This is a genomic window from Streptomyces sp. Y2F8-2, from assembly GCF_014905555.1.
Taxonomy (GTDB): Bacteria; Actinomycetota; Actinomycetes; order Streptomycetales; family Streptomycetaceae; genus Streptomyces; species Streptomyces cynarae.
This window is the reverse complement of sequence record NZ_BNGS01000003.1, coordinates 912551-931787: the sequence shown is the minus strand read 5'-3', so window position 1 is coordinate 931787 and position 19237 is coordinate 912551. Positions and strand designations below refer to the sequence as shown.

Below are 19237 nucleotides of genomic sequence, written 5' to 3'. Positions count from 1 at the left end.
CCCCCGGCAACGGGTCAGCGGGCGCAACCCCCGGCAAGGGGTCTGGGGGCTGCGCCCCCAGGGACGGGAAGGGTAGGGGCGGCGGGGGCGAGAGCATGCAGGGGCACCCCCACCCGGCCGCACTCAGAACCCGGCCGGCTCCGTGTACACCCCCCACTCGTCCCGCAACGCGTCGCAGATCTCGCCCAGCGTCGCCTCAGCCCGAACCGCATCCAACATCGGCTCGATCATGTTGGCCCCGGACCGCGCAGCGGCCAGCATCCCGTCCAGAGCCGCACGCACCGCCGCGTCATCCCGAGCGGCGCGCCGGGCGCCCAGCACCCGTACCTGCTCCCGCTCCACCTCATGACTGACCCGCAGGATCTCCAGGTCCCCGGTGACCGACCCGGTGTGGACGTTCACGCCCACCACCTTCTTGTCGCCCTTCTCCAGCGCCTGCTGGTACCGGAACGCGGACTCCGCGATCTCCCCGGTGAACCACCCGTCCTCGATGCCCCGCAGGATCCCGGACGTCATCGGCCCGATGGGGTGCTGCCCGTCGGGGTGGGCCCTCAGGCCCCGCTCCTTGATCTGCTCGAAGATCTTCTCCGCGTCCGCCTCGATCCGGTCCGTCAACTGCTCCACGTACCAAGAACCGCCCAGCGGATCGGCCACATTGGCGACCCCGGTCTCCTCCATCAGCACCTGCTGGGTCCGCAGCGCGATCTCCGCCGCCTGCTCGGACGGCAGCGCGAGCGTCTCGTCCAGGGCGTTGGTGTGCAGGGAGTTGGTGCCGCCGAGCACCGCCGCCAGCGCCTCCACCGCCGTACGCACCACGTTGTTGTACGGCTGCTGCGCGGTCAGCGAGACCCCGGCCGTCTGCGTGTGGAAGCGCAGCCACTGCGCCTTCTCGCTCGTCGCCCCGTACACGTCCCGCATCCAGCGCGCCCAGATGCGCCGCGCCGCACGGAACTTGGCGATCTCCTCGAAGAAATCGACGTGCGCGTCGAAGAAGAAGGACAGGCCCGGCGCGAACACGTTCACATCGAGCCCGCGGCTGAGCCCCAGCTCCACGTACCCGAACCCGTCGGCGAGCGTGTACGCCAGCTCCTGCGCGGCCGTCGCGCCCGCCTCCCGGATGTGGTAGCCGGAGACGGACAGCGGCTTGTAGGCGGGGATGCGGGACGCGCAGTACTCCATCAGGTCGCCGATGAGGCGCAGATGCGGCTCGGGCTGGAAGAGCCACTCCTTCTGGGCGATGTACTCCTTGAAGATGTCGGTCTGGAGCGTGCCGTTGAGCACGGAGGGGTCCACGCCCTGGCGCTCGGCGGCGACCAGGTACATGCAGAAGACGGGGACCGCCGGCCCGCTGATCGTCATCGAGGTGGTGACGTCACCGAGGGGGATGTCCTTGAACAGGACCTCCATGTCCACGGCCGAGTCGATCGCGACACCGCAGTGCCCGACTTCGCCGAGCGAACGCGGGTCGTCGGAGTCGCGGCCCATGAGGGTCGGCATGTCGAAGGCGACGCTCAGGCCTCCGCCGCCGGCGTCCAGGATCATCTTGTAGCGCTCGTTCGTCTGCTCGGCGTTGCCGAACCCGGCGAACTGGCGGATGGTCCAGGTCCGCCCCCGGTAGCCGGTCGGGTACAGGCCGCGGGTGAAGGGGTACTCACCGGGCCAGCCGATCCGCTCGAAACCCTCGTACGTGTCCGAGGGCCGGGGCCCGTACACAGGCTCCACGGGATCGCCGGAGAGCGTCGTGAAATCGGCCTCGCGCTTGCGTGAGGCGTCGTACCGGGCCTGCCAGCGTCGGCGGCCCTCCTCGATGGCGTCAGCGTCCATACCCCCGAATTTACTAGGACGTCCAAGTAAATGTCGACGGCAGACCGCCGTACGGCTTCGTACGGCGGTGTCCGCTACGCCTTCGCGACCGCGGGAGCGTCCTCCGCGATCTTCGACTCGAGCTCGTGGGTGACCTTGCGCTCCACGAAGAAGGCGGCCGTCGGGATCGTCCCCGCGAGCAGGACCCACAGCTGCTTGCCGACCGGCCACTTCGCCTTGGAGCCCAGGTCGAAGGCGAAGACCAGGTAGATGACGTACAGCCAGCCGTGGGCGATGCCGATGACACGGGTGAAGTCGGCGGCGCCGTTCACGTCGAGGATGTACTTGGCGATGACACCGAGGGTCAGCAGGACCAGCAGCACACCGGTGACGTAGGCCATCACGCGGTAGCGGGTCAGCACGCTCTTTTTCATGGCTCCGAGCGTAACGGCCGGTTTGCGTCGATCTTCCGGCACCCCCGGCACCCCCAGCGCCGCACGACCGCCGGTCAGTCCTCCTTGAAGTCCCCTGCGGCGATACGCAGCGGACGCAGCATCGCGAAGATCTCGGCGCACTCCTCCGCGTCGTAGCAGCCGAGCCCGAAGTCCATCACCATCAGGTCCCGGGTGGCCGCGTCGCAGACCTCGCGGCCCTTGTCGGTGATGGAGGCGAGGGTGCCGCGGCCGTCGTTGGGGTTGGGCCGCTTGGCGACCAGGCCGGACCTGACCAGGCGGTCCACCGTGTTGGTGACCGACGTGGGGTGCACCATGAGCCGCTCGCCGATCTTGGACATGGGCAGCTCGCCCGCCTTGGAGAAGGTGAGCAGCACCAGCGCCTCGTAGCGCGCGAAGGTCAGTCCGTACGGTTTCACCACCGCGTCGACCTCGGCCAGCAGGATCTGCTGCGCCCGCATGATCGAGGTGATCGCGGCCATGGACGGCACGTTTCCCCACCGCTGCTTCCAGTGCTCGTCGGCGCGGGCGATGGGGTCGAAGGACAGACTGAGGGGCTTCGGCACGCCATCGACCTTACCGGCCGGTCACATGCTGGTCAGCCCCGTCTCGCTTTTCGGTCCACGGGCCGTCGCCGGGCGCACACTGGAAGCAGAAGACAGGAGGGGGACGAACCGAACGCGGAGGTCAGCCATGAGCACCCTCGAAGAACACGTGGATGTGGGAGTCCCGATCGACACGGCCTGGGAGAGCCTGCACCGGGTGGAGAACTATCCGCGCTTCGTGGACGGATTGCGCGACGCCCGTACGGAGGCGGGCGGACGGGCGCATCTGGGCGTCGAGGCGGGCGGCCGGGCCCGGGAGATCGAGGCGGAGGTCTCCGACCGCGGCGGGGAACGCGTGATGGAGTGGCGCACCACGGGCGAACCGCAGCTGAAGGGCTCCTTCTCACTGCAGTCGATCGACCGGGACCACACCCGGGTGCAGGCGCGGCTCGCGTACGACCCGGGTGCGGTCAGGGAGACGTTCGGCGGCCCGAGGGGCTTCGCCCAGGCGAGCGCCATCGAACGGCTGGTGCGCAGCGATTTGGAGCACTTCAAGGAGTACGTGGAGCAGGGGAGCTGAGCGAGGGCCCCTCGGCACGGTCCGCCGGGCGGGCGTGAAAAAACCCCGGCCCTGGGGCCGGGGTTGCGCTTTCCGTCGCCGGGCGGCGGTGCCTCACCCGCCGGCCAGGTGCCGCTCCACCGTCTCCACCTTGGAGGTGAGGCCGTCCGTCACGCCCGGACGGATGTCCGCCTTGAGGACCAGGGAGACCCGCGGCGCCCGCTCCTCGAGCACCGCGACGGCACGCTTGACCACGTCCATGACCTCGTCCCACTCCCCCTCGATCGAGGTGAACATGGCGTCGGTGCGGTTCGGCAGACCGGATTCCCGTACGACCCGGACGGCGTCGGCGACGTACTCCCCCACGTCCTCGCCGACACCCAGCGGCGTCACGGAGAAGGCGACGATCACGCGTTCACGATCCCTTCCTTGCGGGCGCGGGCCGCGATGACGGCGTCCTCGGCCTCGCGGCGCAGCTTGCGCTCGGCGAAGAAGCCGCCGGTCGGCAGCACCGAGAGGACGAAGTAGACGGCGGCGGTCTTCAGCGGCCACTTGGTGCGGTTCCAGGCGTCCGCCCAGAAGATCACGTACAGGATGAACAGGATGCCGTGGATCGAGCCCATCACGGGCACGGCGTTGAAGTCGGTGGTGCGCTTCAGTACCGAGCAGACGAGCAGCAACAGGAAGGAGACGGCCTCGGGGGCCGAGACCAGTCGGAGCCGGCGGAGGGCGGTGGCGGTCTTTATGTCCACGGGTCACCTTCGGTGGGAGGTTCGTCCGGAAGGGGCGGGCGCTTTGTGAACGCACGCACAAGCGCCCGCCCATTGTGACATCCGGGACGCGGCGGGCCGGGCACGGGGTACGGGGTGTCGGCGACACGCCGACTGATCCCTTGCTCGACCGCCGGACACCCCTAGGGGTGGGCTCAGGGTGCGGATCCACCTTCGGGCTCTGTCCGCTCCACCCACCGGGCCGTTACCTTCGCTCCGTGGCGATGTTCCGACTCCAAGGCAGCAAGGTGCTGGCCGTCGACATGACCGGGGACGGCGTGAAGGCGAAGAACGGCTCCATGGTCGCGTACGACGGCCAGATGACCTTCAAGAAGCTCACCGGCGGCGGCGAGGGGATCCGCGGGATGGTGACCCGGCGGCTCACCGGCGAGCAGATGACCGTGATGGAGGTGAAGGGGCACGGGACGTGCTGGTTCGCGGACCGGGCCTCCGAGATCAACCTCGTCAGCCTCCAGGGGGACAAGCTGTTCGTCGAGTCCAGCAACCTCCTCGCGACGGACGCCGGCCTGCGCACGGGCACGACGTTCACCGGCCTGCGCGGCGCCTCGCAGGGCAACGGCCTGTTCACGACGACGGTCGAGGGCCACGGCCAGGCGGCGATCATGTCGGACGGCCCGGCGGTGGTGCTGCGGGTCAGCGCGCAGTACCCGCTGACCGTCGACCCGGGCGCGTACGTGGCGCATCAGGGGAACCTGCGGCAGTCGTTCCAGTCGGGCGTGACCTTCCGCACATTCCTCGGCGAGGGCGGCGGCGAGGCCTTCCAGATCCGCTTCGAGGGGGACGGACTGGTGTACGTACAGCCCAGCGAGCGCAACACGATCGCGGGGGACCTCTGACATGGCCTTCCGCGAAGTGAACTCCAAGATGATCGAGGCGACGGTGATCCCCGGGCAACGGCTGTTCAGCCAGCGCGGCGCGATGCTCGCCTACAAGGGCGACGTCTCCTTCACCCCCAACATCCAGGGCGGCCAGGGCGGGGTCATGTCGATGATCGGCCGCCGCATCGCGAACGAGGCGACGCCGCTGATGACCGTCGAGGGCAGCGGCACCGTGCTGTTCGGGCACGGCGGCCACCACGTCCAGGTGATCAACCTGACCGGCGACACGCTGTACGTCGAGGCGGACCGGCTGCTCGCCTTCGAGGGAACCCTCCAGCAGGGCACGATGTTCATGGGCTCCCAGGGCGGTGTCATGGGGTTGGTGCGGGGCCAGGTCACCGGCCAGGGCCTGTTCACGACCACCCTGACGGGGCACGGCGCGGTCGCCGTCATGGCGCACGGCGGCGTCTTCGAGGTGCCGATCACCCCGCAGCGCCCGGTCCACGTCGACCCCCAGGCGTATGTCGCGCACCACGGCGACGTGCGGAACAAGCTGTCCACCGCGCTCGGCTGGCGCGACATGGTGGGCCGCGGCTCCGGCGAGGCGTTCCAGCTGGAGCTGAGCGGCAGTGGTGTGGTGTACGTGCAGGCGTCGGAGGAGAAGCTGTGACCACCTACCCGGGCGCGGGGCCCGTCGTGTACGACCCGATGACGCTGCCGGCCGACGACAACGTCGACAAGTACACCTTCTGCGTGGAGCTCAAGGGGAGCCAGTGGTTCCTGCAGAAGGGCAAGATGATCGCCTACTACGGCTCGATGGAGTTCAACGGCATCGGGCACGGCCGTCTGGACCGTCTCGTCCGTACGTCGTTCCATTCGCCACTGCACGCGAGCGACTGGGTGGTGGCGGCGGGCTCGGGCAAGATGCTGCTCGCCGACCGGGCCTTCGACGTGAATTCGTACGACCTCGAGGACGGCAATCTGACCATTCGCTCGGGCAACCTGCTCGCTTTTCAGCCAAGTCTGTCGCTGAAGCAGTCGATCATTCCGGGCTTCCTCACGCTCATCGGAACCGGGAAGTTCGTGGCCGCGTCCAACGGTCCGGTGGTGTTCATGGAACCCCCGATCCGGGTGGACCCGCAGGCGCTGGTCGGCTGGGCCGACTGCCCGTCGCCGTGCCACCACTACGACCATGGGTACCTGACGGGCGTATGGGGCGGTCTACGTGCGATGACGGGGCTCGGCGGGGCCTCCGGGGAGGAGCACCAGTTCGAGTTCGTCGGGGCGGGCACGGTGCTCCTGCAGTCCTCGGAGACGCTGATGGCCGAGCAGGACACCGGGGTGGTCCCGCAGGAGCCCGGCGTACCCGGCGGCGGTGGGGTACCCGGCCACCAGGGGCAGCCGGGGACACCGCGTCTTCCCGGACAGCTGGGAGACCTCCAGCGTCGCTTCGGGCTGTGAGCGGTAGTCTGCGGAGTGTGACGTCGAACGCGTGCGCACAGTCACACCACCCTCACTAGTTCGCCTTTCAACCTTTTAGGTAGACTTCATACATGGAGACCGAGACGGCCACGCGCTGGCTGACGGATGCGGAACAGTGCGCCTGGCGCACCCACCTGGAGGTCAACAAGCTGCTGACCTACCAGCTGGAAAGGGATCTGCAGCCGTTCGGCCTGACGATGAACGACTACGAGATCCTGGTGAACCTCTCGGAGTCGGAGGGCCTGCGGATGCGCATGAGCGACCTGGCCGCGGCCACCCTCCAGTCCAAGAGCCGCCTCTCGCACCAGATCACCCGTATGGAGAACGCGGATCTGGTACGCCGGGAGAACTGCGAGTCCGACCGCCGGGGTCTGTACGCGGTCCTGACGGACCACGGCTTGGAGACGATGAAGAAGGTCGCGCCACACCACGTGGCGTCCGTGCGGCGCCACTTCATCGACCTGCTGCCCCCGGACGACCTGGAGCACCTCCACAAGTCCCTGCGCCCCATCGCGGAACATCTGCGGGGCCAGCGGGGCAAGCCGTAGCGCTCCGCCGGGTGGAGCCGCAGGGGGCGCGCGTCAGTGCTCACCTGCGGGCCCGGTGGCTGGTCGCGCCCCTGCGGCCGAGCCGCGTGATGCCACGCCCCGCGCCCCTTCGGGCGCGGGGACAGCCACCGGCGGCCAAGCCCGCAGCAGCCACCGTGACCGCCCCCGACACCGCGAAGCACCATCCCAGCGGCAGATGCCCCAGCAACGCCCCTACCGCTGCGGAGCCGGCCGAGATGCCGCCGTTCACGGCCATGTTCACCCAGGCGCCCGCCTGGGTGCGGAAGTCCGCAGGGGACGACTCGTCCGCGAGCAGGTACGACGTCGTCAGGGCCGGGGCGATGAACAGGCCCGCGCAGATCACCGCCGCCGTGAGGACGCCGAGGCCCGGTGCGAGCCCCGCCGCCGCCACCGCCAGCCCCAGACCCGCGCCCAGCAGCGGCAGGCGCACCCGAGCGCTCCCCCGCCACTCGACCGCCCCGTTCAGCAGCCCGCCGACCGCGCTGCCCGCGGACAGTGCCGCGAGCACCCAGGCCACCACGTCGTCGCCATGCCCTCGCTGCTCGGCGAACGCCATGACCAGGAGGTCCAGCGCGCCGACGGCCAGTCCGGCGCCTGCGGCCACGAGCACCGGCTGCGCCAGTCCCCGCGCATCCCGCAGCCGTCCGCGCATCAGGCGCACCTGTGACCCCGCGGGCGGCCGCACACGCGCCACCCCCGGGGAGGTGACGAAGGCGATCGTCCCGGCCGTCACCAACAGCGCGCTCAGCGCCACTCCGGCCGCCGGTGGTGCATACCGGACCGTCGTGCCGACCAGCAGCGGGCCCGCGACGAACGTCAGCTCCTCGACCACGGCATCCAGTCCGTACGCCCGCTGCACCAGCCGGCGGTCGTCGAAGAGGGCGCTCCACACGGCCCGCACGGTGGGCCCGAGCGGAGGTGGAAAGACACCGGCGGCGGCGCCCAGGGCGCCCAGCAGCGGCGCCGGGGCGCCGGGCCGCCGGCTGACCACCGCGAGCAGGCACAGGACGCAGGCGTAGAGCAGGGCCATCGTCAGGAGCGCCCGCCGGGGCCCGTAGCGGTCGACGAACGCCGCCCTCAGCGGTGACAGCAGGACCGTCGTGGCCCCGAACAACGCCAGGACCGTCCCGGCCACGGCGTACGACCCGCTGGCCCGGGTCACGGCGAGCATCACGGAGAGGGGAGCCGTCCCGTACGACAGCCGCGCGACCAGGGAGGCGGCGAGGGTACGGCGGACGTGCGGGGCACGGAGAACGGCGGCGTAGGAGGGCCGCACGCAAGCAGCGGAAGGGGGCGTGGACACGCGCAAAGTTCCTCGGCTCGAGGCGATGAAGGGACGCCGGAGTGCCGCGACGACGACAGCCACTGCTGCTCGTCGGTCGCGGTCCTGGGCGGGCCCTAGGCCAAGAGGCGGAACATGCGGATCAACGTATCAACGCACCCGCGTGCGAACCACGCACTTTCCCGTCAGCCCTGCGTCAGCCCCGCCACCAGTTCGTCCGCCGCCCGGTACGGGTCCAGCTCCCCCGCCACGATCCGCTCCGCCAGCGCGCTCAGTCGGCGGTCGCCGTGGAGGTCTCCGATGCGTTCGCGCAGTGCCGTCACCGCGATCGTCTCGACCTCGTGGGCCGCGCGGGCCAGGCGGCGTTCCGCCAGGACTCCGCGCTCCTCCATCCACGCCCGGTGTTTCTCCAGCGCCTCCACGACCTCGTCGACGCCCTCGGCACGGGCCGCGACCGTCTTCACGATCGGCGGGCGCCAGTCGCCGGGAGCCCGCGACTCGCCCAGGCCCAGCATGTGGTTCAGCTCACGCGCGGTGGCGTCCGCGCCGTCCCGGTCGGCCTTGTTGACGACGTACACGTCACCGATCTCGAGGATGCCCGCCTTCGCGGCCTGGATGCCGTCGCCCATGCCGGGAGCCAGCAGGACGACCGAGGTGTCCGCCTGGGAGGCGATCTCGACCTCCGACTGGCCGACGCCGACCGTCTCCACCAGGATCACGTCGCAGCCCGCCGCGTCCAGGACCCGGATGGCCTGGGGGGCCGCCCACGCCAGACCGCCCAGGTGGCCGCGCGTGGCCATCGAGCGGATGTAGACGCCGGGGTCGGAGGCGTGATCCGACATCCGCACCCGGTCGCCGAGCAGGGCGCCGCCCGAGAAGGGCGACGACGGGTCGACGGCGAGCACGCCGACCCGCTTGCCCTGCTTGCGGTACGCGGTCACGAGCGCCGACGTGGAGGTGGACTTGCCGACGCCCGGTGAGCCGGTGAGGCCCACCACGTATGCGTTGCCCGTCAGCGGGGCCAGCGCCGCCATGACCTCCCTGAGCTGCGGGGACGCCCCCTCCACCAGGGAGATCAGCCGGGCCACGGCCCGCGGCCGGCCTTCCCTGGCCTGGGCCACCAGCGAGGAGACGTCCTGCATCACAGCTCCGTTCACGTGTTCACGCAAAGAGGTCGGTTCGAGGGTGCTCAGGCCTTGGGTACCCGCACGATCAGCGCGTCACCCTGGCCGCCGCCCCCGCACAGCGCCGCCGCGCCCACGCCGCCACCGCGCCGCTTCAGCTCCAGGGCGAGGTGCAGGACGAGCCGGGCGCCGGACATCCCGATCGGGTGCCCCAGGGCAATGGCACCGCCATTGACATTCACCTTTTCGGTGGAAACCCCAAGGTCCTTCATTGACTGCACGGCGACCGCAGCGAAGGCCTCGTTGATCTCGATCAGGTCGAGGTCGGCGACCTCCAGGCCCTCCTTCTTCAGAGCGTGCAGGATCGCGTTCGACGGCTGCGACTGCAGGGAGTTGTCCGGCCCCGCCACGTTGCCGTGGGCGCCGATCTCCGCGAGCCACTCCAGGCCCAGCTCCTGTGCCTTGGCCTTGCTCATCACGACCACGGCCGCCGCACCGTCCGAGATCTGCGAGGAGGAACCGGCCGTGATCGTGCCGTCCTTGCTGAACGCCGGCCGCAGCTTGCCCAGCGACTCCACCGTCGTGTCGCCGCGGATGCCCTCGTCCTTGGCGAAGAGGACCGGCTCGCCCTTGCGCTGCGGGATCTCCACCGGGGTGATCTCCGCCTCGAAGACGCCGTTCTTCTGGGCGGCGGCGGCCCGCTGGTGGGACAGGGCGGCGATCTCGTCCTGCTCCTGGCGGCCGATGCCGAGGCGGGTGTTGTGCTTCTCGGTGGACTCGCCCATGGCGATGCCCTCGAAGGAGTCGGTCAGCCCGTCGTACGCCATCGCGTCCAGCATCTGGACCGCGCCGTACTTGAAGCCCTCCCGGGACTTGGGCAGCAGGTGGGGGGCGTTGGTCATGGACTCCTGGCCGCCCGCGACGATCACGTCGAACTCACCCGCACGGATCAACTGGTCCGCGAGCGCGATCGCGTCGAGACCCGACAGACACACCTTGTTGATCGTCAGGGCCGGGACGCTCATCGGGATGCCCGCCTTGACCGCGGCCTGACGTGCCGGGATCTGCCCGGCCCCGGCCTGCAGCACCTGGCCCATGATGACGTACTGCACCTGGTCGCCACCGATCCCCGCACGGTCGAGGGCGGCCTTGATAGCGAAGCCGCCGAGGTCGGCTCCGGAGAAGGACTTCAGCGAGCCGAGCAGCCGCCCCATCGGTGTGCGCGCACCCGCGACGATGACGCTGGTCGTGCTGTTCGTTCCAGACATGAGCTGCGATCCCCTTCCGGCCTGCACAGCCGAGGAGTGAACGAGGGTTTACTTCGAATGTACTGAGCGGTAGGGCAAACCGTCACCGGGCTGTCAGTGTGATCGCGCGCACGTTGCGTAACCACACGAGGAGCGCTGCACTGAATCCATGCTGACGCGAATCGACCACATCGGAATCGCCTGTTTCGACCTCGAGAAGACCGTCGAGTTCTACACCTCGACGTACGGCTTCTCCGTGTTCCACACCGAGGTCAACGAGGAACAGGGTGTCCGCGAGGCCATGCTGAAGATCAACAACACGGACGACGGCGGCGCCTCCTACCTGCAACTGCTGGAACCCATCCGCGAGGACTCCACCGTCGCCAAGTGGCTCGCGAAGAACGGCGAGGGCGTGCACCACATCGCCTTCGGCACGGCGGACGTGGACGGCGACTCCGCCGACATCAGGGACAAGGGCGTGCGGGTGCTGTACGACGAGCCGCGGCGCGGCTCCATGGGCTCGCGGATCACCTTCCTGCACCCCAAGGACTGCCACGGCGTTCTCACAGAACTGGTCACATCGGCGGCCGTTGAGACACCTGAGCACTGACTCCCGTACATAGGGGCCGGTAGGGTTGGGGGCGGTCGCCGCTCCAGCAGGGCGACCGGGTCCCGCCGTGACACCGGCGGGACGTGCCGGGGTCCGGGTTTCGGGGGACGAGCGCCGGGGCAGCAGCCCATGCTCCGCCGTTGATCTGACACCATTCCCCGGGGGCCCCGTTCGGCGGATGGACGGAGCTCGTTTGGAGAGACTTGCGACCAGGGGACGGATGGGACCGCGCAGTGCGGGGCTACGAACGCCAGGAGCGAGAGCCGGCGGCTGACGTCGACCACCTCTCTCGGTTCGAGGCCGAGATGGAGCGGCTGAAGACCGAGCGGGAAAAGGCGATCCAGCACGCCGAGGACCTCGGCTACCAGGTCGAGGTGCTGCGCGCCAAGCTGCACGAGGCGCGCCGCACCCTCATGTCCCGTCCCGCGTACGACGGGGCCGACATCGGCTACCAGGCCGAGCAGATGCTGCGCACCGCCCAGATGCAGGCGGACCAGCTGCGGGCGGAGGCCGAGCGCGAGCTGAGCCAGGCCCGCGCGCAGACCCAGCGCATCCTCCAGGAGCACGCCGAGCAGGCCGCCCGCCTCCAGGCGGAGCTGCACGCGGAGGCGGTCGCCCGCCGCCAGCAGCTCGACCAGGAGCTGGCCGAGCGCCGGGCGACCGTCGAGTCGCACGTCAACGAGAACGTGGCCTGGGCGGAGCAGCTGCGCGCCCGCTCCGAGGCCCAGGCCCGCCGCCTGGTCGAGGAGTCCCGCGCCGAGGCCGAGCAGGCCCTCGCCGCCGCCCGCGCCGAGGCCGAGCGGCTGGTCGCCGAGGCCCGGCAGCGGCTGCAGAGCGACGCCGAGTCCGCGCGTGCGGAGGCCGACCAGATCCTGCGCCGCGCCCGCGCGGACGCCGAACGGCTGCTGAACGCCGCCTCCACCCAGGCCCAGGAGGCCACCGACCACGCCGAGCAGCTGCGCTCCAGCTCCGCCACCGAGTCCGAGGCCGCCCGTCGGCAGGCGTCCGAGCTGAGCCGGGCCGCCGAGCAGCGGATGGCCGAGGCGGAGGCCGCGCTGCGCGAGGCCCGCGCCCAGGCCGACAAGGTCGTCGCGGAGGCGAAGGAGGCCGCCGCCAAGGCCCTTTCGAGCGCCGAGACGGAGGGCGAGCAGCGCACCCGTACCGCCAAGGAGCAGGTCGCCCGGCTGGTCAGCGAGGCAACCAAGGAGGCCGAGGCCACGAAGGCCGAGGCCGAGCAGGTCGTCGCGGACGCGCGCGCCGAGGCCGAGAAGATCGTCGCGGAGGCCGCCGAGAAGGCCCGCACGATCACGGCCGAGGAGACCGCCTCCCAGCTCGGCAAGGCGGCCCGTACGGCCGAGGAGGTCCTCAACAAGGCGTCTCAGGACGCCGCCGCGACCACCAAGGCCGCCGCCGAGGAGGCCGACCGGATCCGCAAGGAGGCCGAGGCCGAGGCGGACCGGCTGCGCGCCGAGGCGCACGACATCGCCGAGCAGCTCAAGGGCGCCGCCAAGGACGACACCAAGGAGTACCGCGCCAAGACGGTCGAGCTGCAGGAGGAGGCCCGCCGGCTGCGCGGCGAGGCCGAGCAGCTGCGCGCCGAGGCGGTCGCCGAGGGCGAGAAGATCCGCGCCGAGGCGCGCCGAGAGGCCGTCCAGCAGATCGAGGAGGCGGCCAGGACCGCCGAGGAGCTGCTCGCCAAGGCGAAGGCCGACGCGGACGAGCTGCGCACCACCGCCACCGCCGACAGCGAGAAGGTCCGCACCGAGGCCATCGAGCGCGCCTCGATGCTGCGCCGCCAGGCGGAGGAGGCCCTGGAGCGCACCCGCAAGGAGACCGAGACCCAGCGCGCCGAGGCCGTCGAGCTGGCGGACGCGATCAAGGAGGAGGCCGAGAAGGTCGCCCGCGCCCTGCGCGAGGAGAGCGAGCGGGCCGTGGAGGCCCGCCGCGCGGAGGCCGCCGAGGAGCTGGCCCGCCTGCAGTCGGAGGCCGAGCAGCGGCTCGCCTCGGCCGAGCAGGCCCTCTCCGACGCCCGTGCGGAGGCGGAGCGGATCCGCCGGGAGGCCGCCGAGGAGACCGACCGGCTGCGCACGGAGGCCTCCGAGCGCATTCGTACGCTGCAGGCGCAGGCCGAGGCCGAGGCAGAGCGGCTGCGCACGGAGGCTGCCTCGGACGCGTCGGCCTCGCGCGCGGAGGGCGAGGCCATCGCCGTCCGCCTGCGCTCGGAGGCCGCGGCCGAGGCCGAGCGGCTGAAGTCGGAGGCGCAGGACACCGCCGACCGGGTTCGCGCGGAGGCGCAGGCCGCGGCCGAGCGGCTGAGCACGGAGGCCTCGGAGACGCTGGCCGCCGCCCAGGAGGAGGCCGCCCGGCGCCGCCGGGAGGCCGAGGAACTCCTCGGCGCCGCCCGCCAGGAGGCCGACCAGGAGCGCGAGCGCGCCCGGGAGCAGAGCGAGGAGCTGCTCGCGGTGGCGCGCGCCCGGGTCGAGGAGGCCCAGGCCGAGGCCGTACGGCTGGTGGAGGAGGCCGACCGGCGCGCCACGGAGATGGTGTCGGCGGCCGAACAGCACGCCCAGCAGGTGCGGGACTCCGTGGCCGGGCTGCACGAGCAGGCGCAGGAGGAGATCACCGGCCTGCGCTCCGCGGCCGAGCACGCGGCGGAGCGTACGCGCACCGAGGCGCAGGAGGAGGCCGACCGGGTCCGCTCCGACGCCTACGCGGAGCGCGAGCGGGCCACCGAGGACGCGAACCGCATCCGGCGGCAGGCCACCGAGGAGTCGGAGGCAGCCAAGGCGCTGGCGGAGCGGACGGTTTCGGAGGCGATCGCCGAGGCGGAGCGGCTCCGTACGGACGCCGCCGAGCACGCGCAGCGCGTGCGGACCGAGGCGTCGGACACTCTCGCCGAGGCCGACCAGGCGGCGGCGCGCACCCGTGCGGAGGCGCGCGAGGACGCCAACCGGATCCGGTCGGACGCGGCCACGCAGGCGGACACCCTCATCACCGAGGCGCGCGCGGAGGCCGAGCGGCTCACCACGGAGACCGCCGCCGAGGCCGAGCGGGTGCGCGCGGAGTCCGTGGCCAAGGCGGAGAAGCTGCTGTCGGACGCCACCGACGAGGCGGAGCGGTTGCGCGCCGAGGCCGCCGAGACGGTGGGCTCCGCGCAGGCGCACGCCGAGCGGATCCGCACCGAGTCGGAGCGGGTCAAGGCGGACGCGGAGGCGGAGGCCGAGCGGATCACGACGGCGGCCCGCGAGGAGGCCGAGCGCACCCTGGACGAGGCCCGCAAGGACGCCAACAAGCGGCGTTCCGAGGCGGCCGAGCAGGTGGACAAGCTCATCACGGAGACCGCCGCAGAGGCCGACAAGCTCCTCACGGAGGCCCAGCAGACGGCCCGCAAGACGACCGCGGACGCCGAGGCGCAGGCCGACACGATGGTGGGTGCCGCCCGCACGGAGGCCGACCGTCTGGTCTCCGAGGCGACGGTCGAGGGCAACACCCTGGTGGAGCGGGCCCGGGCGGACGCGGACGAACTGCTCGTCGGTGCGCGCCGGGACGCCACCCAGATCCGGGAGCGCGCGGAGGAGCTGCGCGAGCGCATCACCGCCGAGATCGAGGAGCTGCACGAGCGGGCGCGGCGCGAGTCGGCCGAGGCGATGAAGTCGGCGGGCGAGCGGTGCGACGCACTGGTCAAGGCCGCCGAGGAGCAGCTGGAGAAGGCCAAGGCGCAGGCGAAGGAGCTGCTGTCGGAGGCCAACTCCGAGGCGGGCAAGGTCCGTATCGCCGCCGTCAAGAAGGCCGAGGGTCTGCTGAAGGAGGCCGAGCAGAAGAAGGCCACGCTGGTCGCCGAGGCCGAGCAGATCAAGGCCGAGGCGATCCGCGAGGCCCGCAAGGCCGTCGAGGAGGGCAAGCGGGAGCTGGAGATCCTGGTGCGCCGGCGGGAGGACATCAACGCGGAGATCTCCCGTGTCCAGGACGTCCTGGAGGCGCTCGAGTCCTTCGAGGCGCCGTCCGCCGGCAAGGACTCGGGTGTCAAGGCGGGCGCCACCGTGGGTGCACCTCGTTCGGGTGGCAAGGCGTCAGAAGGCTAGCCAGAAGCGTCGTTCTATGCTTGCCGGGAGGCTCCGTACAGCTCCTGGCAAGCCCCCCGACAGCTCAGCCACCCAAAAGGAGTGTCATTCTCCAGATCAAACACGCATCCGCTCGATGACACGCCGCTTTGCGCCCTAGGATTCCCCTATCACCTCACCGGTCTCATTCGACAGGAACCCCATGAGCGACACTTCCCCCTACGGCTTCGAGCTTGTGCGGCGTGGGTACGACCGCGCTCAGGTGGACGAACGGATCTCCAAGCTCGTCTCCGACCGTGACAGTGCTCTCGCCCGCATCACCGCCCTGGAGAAGCGCATCGAGGAGCTCCACCTCGAGACGCAGAACGCCCAGGCCGCCGTCAGCGACGCGGAGCCGTCCTACGCGGGTCTCGGCGCGCGCGTCGAGAAGATCCTCCGCCTCGCCGAGGAAGAGGCCAAGGACCTGCGCGAGGAGGCCCGCCGCGCCGCCGAGCAGCACCGCGAACTCGCGGAGTCGGCCGCCCAGCAGGTGCGCAACGACGCGGAGTCGTTCGCCGCGGACCGCAAGGCCAAGGCCGAGGAAGAGGGCATCCGCATCGTCGAGAAGGCCAAGAGCGACGCCTCTCAGCTGCGTGCCGAGGCCCAGAAGGACGCCCAGTCCAAGCGCGAGGAGGCGGACGCCCTCTTCGAGGAGACCCGCGCCAAGGCCGCGCAGGCCGCCGCCGACTTCGAGACGAACCTCGCCAAGCGGCGTGAGCAGTCCGAGCGGGACCTGGCCTCCCGTCAGGCCAAGGCCGAGAAGCGCCTCGCGGAGATCGAGCACCGCGCCGAGCAGCTGCGCCTGGAGGCGGAGAAGCTGCGCACGGACGCCGAGCGCCGCGCTCGCCAGACGGTGGAGACGGCCCAGCGCCAGGCCGAGGACATCGTCGCGGACGCGAACGCCAAGGCCGACCGCATCCGTTCGGAATCCGAGCGCGAGCTGGCGGCGCTGACGAACCGTCGCGACTCCATCAACGCCCAGCTCACCAACGTCCGCGAGATGCTGGCGACGCTCACGGGCGCCGCGGTCGCCGCGACCGGCACGCCGGCCGAGGACGAGCCGATCTCGCGCGGGGTCCCGGCGCAGCAGTCCCGGTAACACCGGGCCGTACGGCGTCTGAACATCCGCGAAGCCCTCCGTCACTCGAGTGGCGGGGGGCTTCGCGCCGTCTCGGGGTGGCCTCGGACCGTGTTCGGGGGGTGGAAAACGACGCGACGCCCGGCCGCAGGCGGTTTTACCTGCCCTTGGGCGGAACCGTCAGCGCCCCGATATCCTCCTAACCCTTACGGGGGGCGTGCGCCCCGCTGTGCTGAACCTTGCGATGGGTGCGGAGCATGATCGAGGCAGTCGGCCTGACCAAGCGCTACGGCGACAAGACCGCTGTGTACAACCTCTCCTTCCAGGTGCGGCCGGGAGCCGTCACCGGCTTCCTCGGGCCGAACGGCTCGGGCAAGTCGACGACCATGCGGATGATCCTCGGCCTGGACAACCCGACCTCGGGGACGGTGACGATCGGCGGCTACCCCTACCGGAAGCTGCCCAACGCGCCCCGCCAGGTCGGCGCCCTGCTCGACGCCAAGGCCGTGCACGGCGGCCGGGCCGCCCGCAACCACCTGCTGTCCCTCGCCCAGCTCTCGGGCATCCCGGCCCGCCGCGTGGACGAGGTGCTGGCCGTCGTGGGCCTGCAGGAGGTGGCCGGGAAGCGGTCCAAGGGCTTCTCGCTCGGCATGGGGCAGCGGCTCGGCATCGCCGCCGCGCTGCTCGGCGACCCTCAGGTGCTGCTGTTCGACGAACCGGTCAACGGCCTCGACCCCGAGGGCATCCTGTGGGTCCGCAACCTGATGAAGTCCCTCGCGGCGGAGGGCCGTACGGTCTTCGTCTCCTCCCACCTGATGAGCGAGATGGCGCTCACCGCCGACCATCTGATCGTGATCGGACGCGGGCAGCTGCTCGCCGACATGAGCGTGAAGGACTTCATCTCCGCCAACTCCGCCGACTTCGCCCGCGTGCGCACCCCCGACACCGAGCCGCAGCAGCGGGAGAAGCTGACGGCCGCACTCACCGAGGCGGGTGGGCACGTGCTGCCCGAGCAGGACGGCGCGCTGCGGGTCACCGGGCTGCCGCTGCCCCGCATCAGCGACATCGCGCACGACACCGACGTGCGCCTGTGGGAACTGTCGCCGCACCAGGCCTCGCTCGAAGAGGCGTACATGCGGATGACGCAGGGAGCCGTCGACTACCGCTCGAGCATCGACCAGAAGGCGGGCCTGATGCAGCCGCTGCCGCCCGGCGTCCAGCCGCCGGTCCCGGTGCCGGGGCAGGGCCAGCCGGGCTGGTACGCCCCACCGCCGCCGCAGCAGGGCGGACAGCCGTTCTCCATGCCGGCGCAGCCCGGGCAGCCGCCCACGGGGCCGTACACCGCCCCGCCCGCACCGTCCGCCGGGCAGCAGCCGAATCCCTATGCGCAGCCGGCGCCCCAGGACCAGGCACCGGTCCCCGCCGCCCCGCCCGCGCAGGCGCCCGCCGCCGACGCCACCGCCGCTGCCGACCCGACCAAGTCCGAGGACGCCCGATGAGCACGCCCCAGCCCCCCATGCCGCAGGCCGCGCCCACCTGGCAGGCGGCGCCCGGTTCCGGGTACCCGACCTACACCTCGCCGATCCCCGTGGTGCGCACCCACCTCGGACACGCCATCGCCTCGGAGTGGACGAAGATCAGGTCGGTGCGCTCCACGATGTGGACGCTGGGTGTCTTCCTCGTCCTCATGATCGGCATCGGGACGCTGTTCGCCGCCATCGCCGCCGCGTCGGATGCCCGCCTGGAGGGCAACTCGCCGCTGGGCCTCGGGATCGGCGGAGTCCTGACCGGCAGCATCTGCATCATCACGCTCGGCGTGCTGACCACCGCGTCCGAGTACGGCACCGGGATGATCCGGACGACCATGACCGCGTGCCCGAGCCGGACCAGGGTGCTGCTGGCGAAGGCGATCGTCTTCTTCGCCGTGGCGTTCGTGATCACGACGGTGTCCGCGCTGCTCGTCGGCATCCTCCAGACCGCCATGCTGAAGAGCTACGGCCTGGCCCAGCCCACCGGCATGGAGTGGCTGAAGGGTACGGTCGGCATCGGCCTGTACGTGGCGCTGCTCGGCCTGCTGTCGCTGTTCGTGGGCTCCGTCATCCGGCACTCGGCGGGTGCCATCACCATCATGATCGGCCTGGTGCTCGCCCCGCTCGTCATCGCGATGTTCCTGTTCTCGGAGTCGATGCAGCGCTTGCAGAGGTTCCTGCTGGAGTACTCGATCCCGAGCCAGCTCAGCGCCCTGTACGGGGAGTCCCTCGGCGGCTCCGGCCCCACGGGCTGGGAGCCGGTGTGGATCGTCCTCGGCCTCGCGGCCGTCGCCTTCGCCGGCGCCTGGCTGCTGCTGGAGCGGCGGGACGTGTAGGCCCCGGGCCCGGGGCCTCAGTACTTCGGCGCGTTACGGGACCGCTGCACCCGCGTGGTGCGGCGGTCCTTCGCGTTCCAGCAGGACTTGTGCCAGTGCCGGCGTTCGTCCACCCCCGCGAACGCGGGCCAGGCCACCACGTGCGGGACGCCCGAGGAGATCACCTGGTCGCAGCCGGGGCACCGGTAGGTCTTGCCCTCGGCGCTCGCGCCCGCCACATGGCGCACGCTCCACTCCTCGCCCTGCCAGCTCTCGGTGGACTGCCAGCCGCCGTACCGCTCCCTGTCGTCGTCCGCGGTCCGGCCGGACGAGCCTGGGCCCTTGGGTCGGTTGCGACGCGGGGACACGGGACACCTCACAGGGCTATACAGGGAGCAGCGGCCGTATCCAGCCTACGCGGCACCGACAGGGG

Annotated in this window: 19 protein-coding genes; 10 read left to right on the top strand and 9 right to left on the bottom strand. The window is 71.3% G+C overall.

Annotated features, from left to right (window positions below; translation table 11 throughout):
* Positions 1-123: 123 nt before the first annotated feature.
* From SY2F82_RS14275 to SY2F82_RS14265, 3 genes are all read right to left on the bottom strand, one after another.
* Complete coding sequence (locus tag SY2F82_RS14275; protein WP_200419369.1) at positions 124-1824, bottom strand: methylmalonyl-CoA mutase; 1701 nt, start codon at positions 1822-1824, stop codon at positions 124-126.
* Between the two features lie 74 nt (positions 1825-1898).
* Positions 1899-2237: a DUF3817 domain-containing protein gene (locus tag SY2F82_RS14270; protein WP_103838639.1), complete on the bottom strand. Its 339-nt coding sequence runs from the start codon at positions 2235-2237 to the stop codon at positions 1899-1901.
* 74 nt (positions 2238-2311) lie between these two features.
* A complete protein-coding gene (locus SY2F82_RS14265) occupies positions 2312-2821 on the bottom strand; it encodes a MarR family winged helix-turn-helix transcriptional regulator (protein WP_200419368.1) in 510 nt (169 codons plus the stop codon).
* Between the two features lie 127 nt (positions 2822-2948).
* Here SY2F82_RS14265 and SY2F82_RS14260 point away from each other — a divergent pair, with 127 nt between their 5' ends.
* Entirely contained in the window at positions 2949-3380 is a 432-nt protein-coding gene (locus SY2F82_RS14260) for an SRPBCC family protein (RefSeq protein ID WP_200419367.1), read from the top strand.
* 93 nt (positions 3381-3473) lie between these two features.
* Here SY2F82_RS14260 and SY2F82_RS14255 read toward each other — a convergent pair whose 3' ends face one another.
* Together SY2F82_RS14255 and SY2F82_RS14250 are read right to left on the bottom strand one after the other, a co-directional pair.
* Positions 3474-3770, bottom strand: coding sequence for an MTH1187 family thiamine-binding protein (locus SY2F82_RS14255; RefSeq protein ID WP_200419366.1), 297 nt, complete (start codon positions 3768-3770; stop codon positions 3474-3476).
* Entirely contained in the window at positions 3767-4111 is a 345-nt protein-coding gene (locus tag SY2F82_RS14250) for a DUF3817 domain-containing protein (protein ID WP_200419365.1), read from the bottom strand. The genes SY2F82_RS14255 and SY2F82_RS14250 overlap by 4 nt, the downstream gene beginning before the upstream one ends.
* A 242-nt stretch (positions 4112-4353) precedes the next feature.
* Here SY2F82_RS14250 and SY2F82_RS14245 point away from each other — a divergent pair, with 242 nt between their 5' ends.
* The 4 genes from SY2F82_RS14245 (at position 4354) to SY2F82_RS14230 (ending at position 6998) form a co-directional block, all read left to right on the top strand.
* Positions 4354-4986: an AIM24 family protein gene (locus tag SY2F82_RS14245; protein WP_200419462.1), complete on the top strand. Its 633-nt coding sequence runs from the start codon at positions 4354-4356 to the stop codon at positions 4984-4986.
* A 1-nt stretch (position 4987) separates the two neighbouring features.
* A complete protein-coding gene (locus SY2F82_RS14240; RefSeq protein WP_200419364.1) occupies positions 4988-5638 on the top strand; it encodes an AIM24 family protein in 651 nt (216 codons plus the stop codon).
* Entirely contained in the window at positions 5635-6429 is a 795-nt protein-coding gene (locus SY2F82_RS14235) for an AIM24 family protein (protein WP_200419363.1), read from the top strand. The genes SY2F82_RS14240 and SY2F82_RS14235 overlap by 4 nt, the downstream gene beginning before the upstream one ends.
* A 92-nt stretch (positions 6430-6521) precedes the next feature.
* Positions 6522-6998: a MarR family winged helix-turn-helix transcriptional regulator gene (locus SY2F82_RS14230; protein ID WP_200419362.1), complete on the top strand. Its 477-nt coding sequence runs from the start codon at positions 6522-6524 to the stop codon at positions 6996-6998.
* A 40-nt stretch (positions 6999-7038) separates the two neighbouring features.
* On the opposite strand, the gene SY2F82_RS14225 is transcribed toward SY2F82_RS14230, so the two are convergent.
* The 3 genes from SY2F82_RS14225 to SY2F82_RS14215 all read right to left on the bottom strand — a co-directional run bounded on the left by SY2F82_RS14225 (position 7039) and on the right by SY2F82_RS14215 (position 10693).
* The gene (locus tag SY2F82_RS14225; protein ID WP_236041408.1) at positions 7039-8322 is read right to left on the bottom strand and encodes an MFS transporter; all 1284 of its coding nucleotides are present in this window, start codon (positions 8320-8322) and stop codon (positions 7039-7041) included.
* Positions 8323-8486: 164 nt separating this feature from the next.
* The gene (gene meaB / locus SY2F82_RS14220; protein WP_200419461.1) at positions 8487-9443 is read right to left on the bottom strand and encodes a methylmalonyl Co-A mutase-associated GTPase MeaB; all 957 of its coding nucleotides are present in this window, start codon (positions 9441-9443) and stop codon (positions 8487-8489) included.
* Between the two features lie 47 nt (positions 9444-9490).
* Entirely contained in the window at positions 9491-10693 is a 1203-nt protein-coding gene (locus tag SY2F82_RS14215; RefSeq protein ID WP_200419361.1) for an acetyl-CoA C-acetyltransferase, read from the bottom strand.
* A gap of 148 nt (positions 10694-10841) precedes the next feature.
* Between SY2F82_RS14215 and mce the strand changes: the two genes are divergently transcribed.
* The 5 genes from mce (at position 10842) to SY2F82_RS14190 (ending at position 18825) form a co-directional block, all read left to right on the top strand.
* Positions 10842-11282: a methylmalonyl-CoA epimerase gene (mce, locus tag SY2F82_RS14210; RefSeq protein WP_200419360.1), complete on the top strand. Its 441-nt coding sequence runs from the start codon at positions 10842-10844 to the stop codon at positions 11280-11282.
* A gap of 233 nt (positions 11283-11515) precedes the next feature.
* Positions 11516-15364 (top strand): polarized growth protein Scy, encoded by a 3849-nt coding sequence (gene scy / locus SY2F82_RS14205; RefSeq protein WP_200419359.1) that lies wholly within the window; start codon positions 11516-11518, stop codon positions 15362-15364.
* 181 nt (positions 15365-15545) lie between these two features.
* On the top strand, positions 15546-16481 hold the full coding sequence (locus SY2F82_RS14200; protein WP_200419358.1) for a cellulose-binding protein: 936 nt from the start codon (positions 15546-15548) through the stop codon (positions 16479-16481).
* A 236-nt stretch (positions 16482-16717) separates the two neighbouring features.
* Entirely contained in the window at positions 16718-17959 is a 1242-nt protein-coding gene (locus SY2F82_RS14195; RefSeq protein ID WP_200419357.1) for an ABC transporter ATP-binding protein, read from the top strand.
* Complete coding sequence (locus SY2F82_RS14190) at positions 17956-18825, top strand: ABC transporter permease subunit (protein WP_200419356.1); 870 nt, start codon at positions 17956-17958, stop codon at positions 18823-18825. The genes SY2F82_RS14195 and SY2F82_RS14190 overlap by 4 nt, the downstream gene beginning before the upstream one ends.
* 17 nt (positions 18826-18842) lie before the next feature.
* Here the strand turns inward: SY2F82_RS14190 and SY2F82_RS14185 are convergent, their stop codons facing one another.
* On the bottom strand, positions 18843-19172 hold the full coding sequence (locus SY2F82_RS14185) for an ATP/GTP-binding protein (protein WP_200419355.1): 330 nt from the start codon (positions 19170-19172) through the stop codon (positions 18843-18845).
* Positions 19173-19237: the final 65 nt, after the last annotated feature.

Coding starts and splice junctions, on each gene's coding strand:
- meaB (WP_200419461.1), bottom strand. CDS start 9,443: ATGCAGGACGTCTCCTCGCTGGTGGCCCAGGCCAGGGAAGGCCGGCCG.
- SY2F82_RS14195 (WP_200419357.1), top strand. CDS start 16,718: ATGATCGAGGCAGTCGGCCTGACCAAGCGCTACGGCGACAAGACCGCT.
- SY2F82_RS14190 (WP_200419356.1), top strand. CDS start 17,956: ATGAGCACGCCCCAGCCCCCCATGCCGCAGGCCGCGCCCACCTGGCAG.
- SY2F82_RS14215 (WP_200419361.1), bottom strand. CDS start 10,693: ATGTCTGGAACGAACAGCACGACCAGCGTCATCGTCGCGGGTGCGCGC.
- SY2F82_RS14245 (WP_200419462.1), top strand. CDS start 4,354: ATGTTCCGACTCCAAGGCAGCAAGGTGCTGGCCGTCGACATGACCGGG.
- mce (WP_200419360.1), top strand. CDS start 10,842: ATGCTGACGCGAATCGACCACATCGGAATCGCCTGTTTCGACCTCGAG.
- SY2F82_RS14275 (WP_200419369.1), bottom strand. CDS start 1,824: ATGGACGCTGACGCCATCGAGGAGGGCCGCCGACGCTGGCAGGCCCGG.
- SY2F82_RS14270 (WP_103838639.1), bottom strand. CDS start 2,237: ATGAAAAAGAGCGTGCTGACCCGCTACCGCGTGATGGCCTACGTCACC.
- SY2F82_RS14230 (WP_200419362.1), top strand. CDS start 6,522: ATGGAGACCGAGACGGCCACGCGCTGGCTGACGGATGCGGAACAGTGC.
- SY2F82_RS14200 (WP_200419358.1), top strand. CDS start 15,546: ATGAGCGACACTTCCCCCTACGGCTTCGAGCTTGTGCGGCGTGGGTAC.
- SY2F82_RS14260 (WP_200419367.1), top strand. CDS start 2,949: ATGAGCACCCTCGAAGAACACGTGGATGTGGGAGTCCCGATCGACACG.
- SY2F82_RS14240 (WP_200419364.1), top strand. CDS start 4,988: ATGGCCTTCCGCGAAGTGAACTCCAAGATGATCGAGGCGACGGTGATC.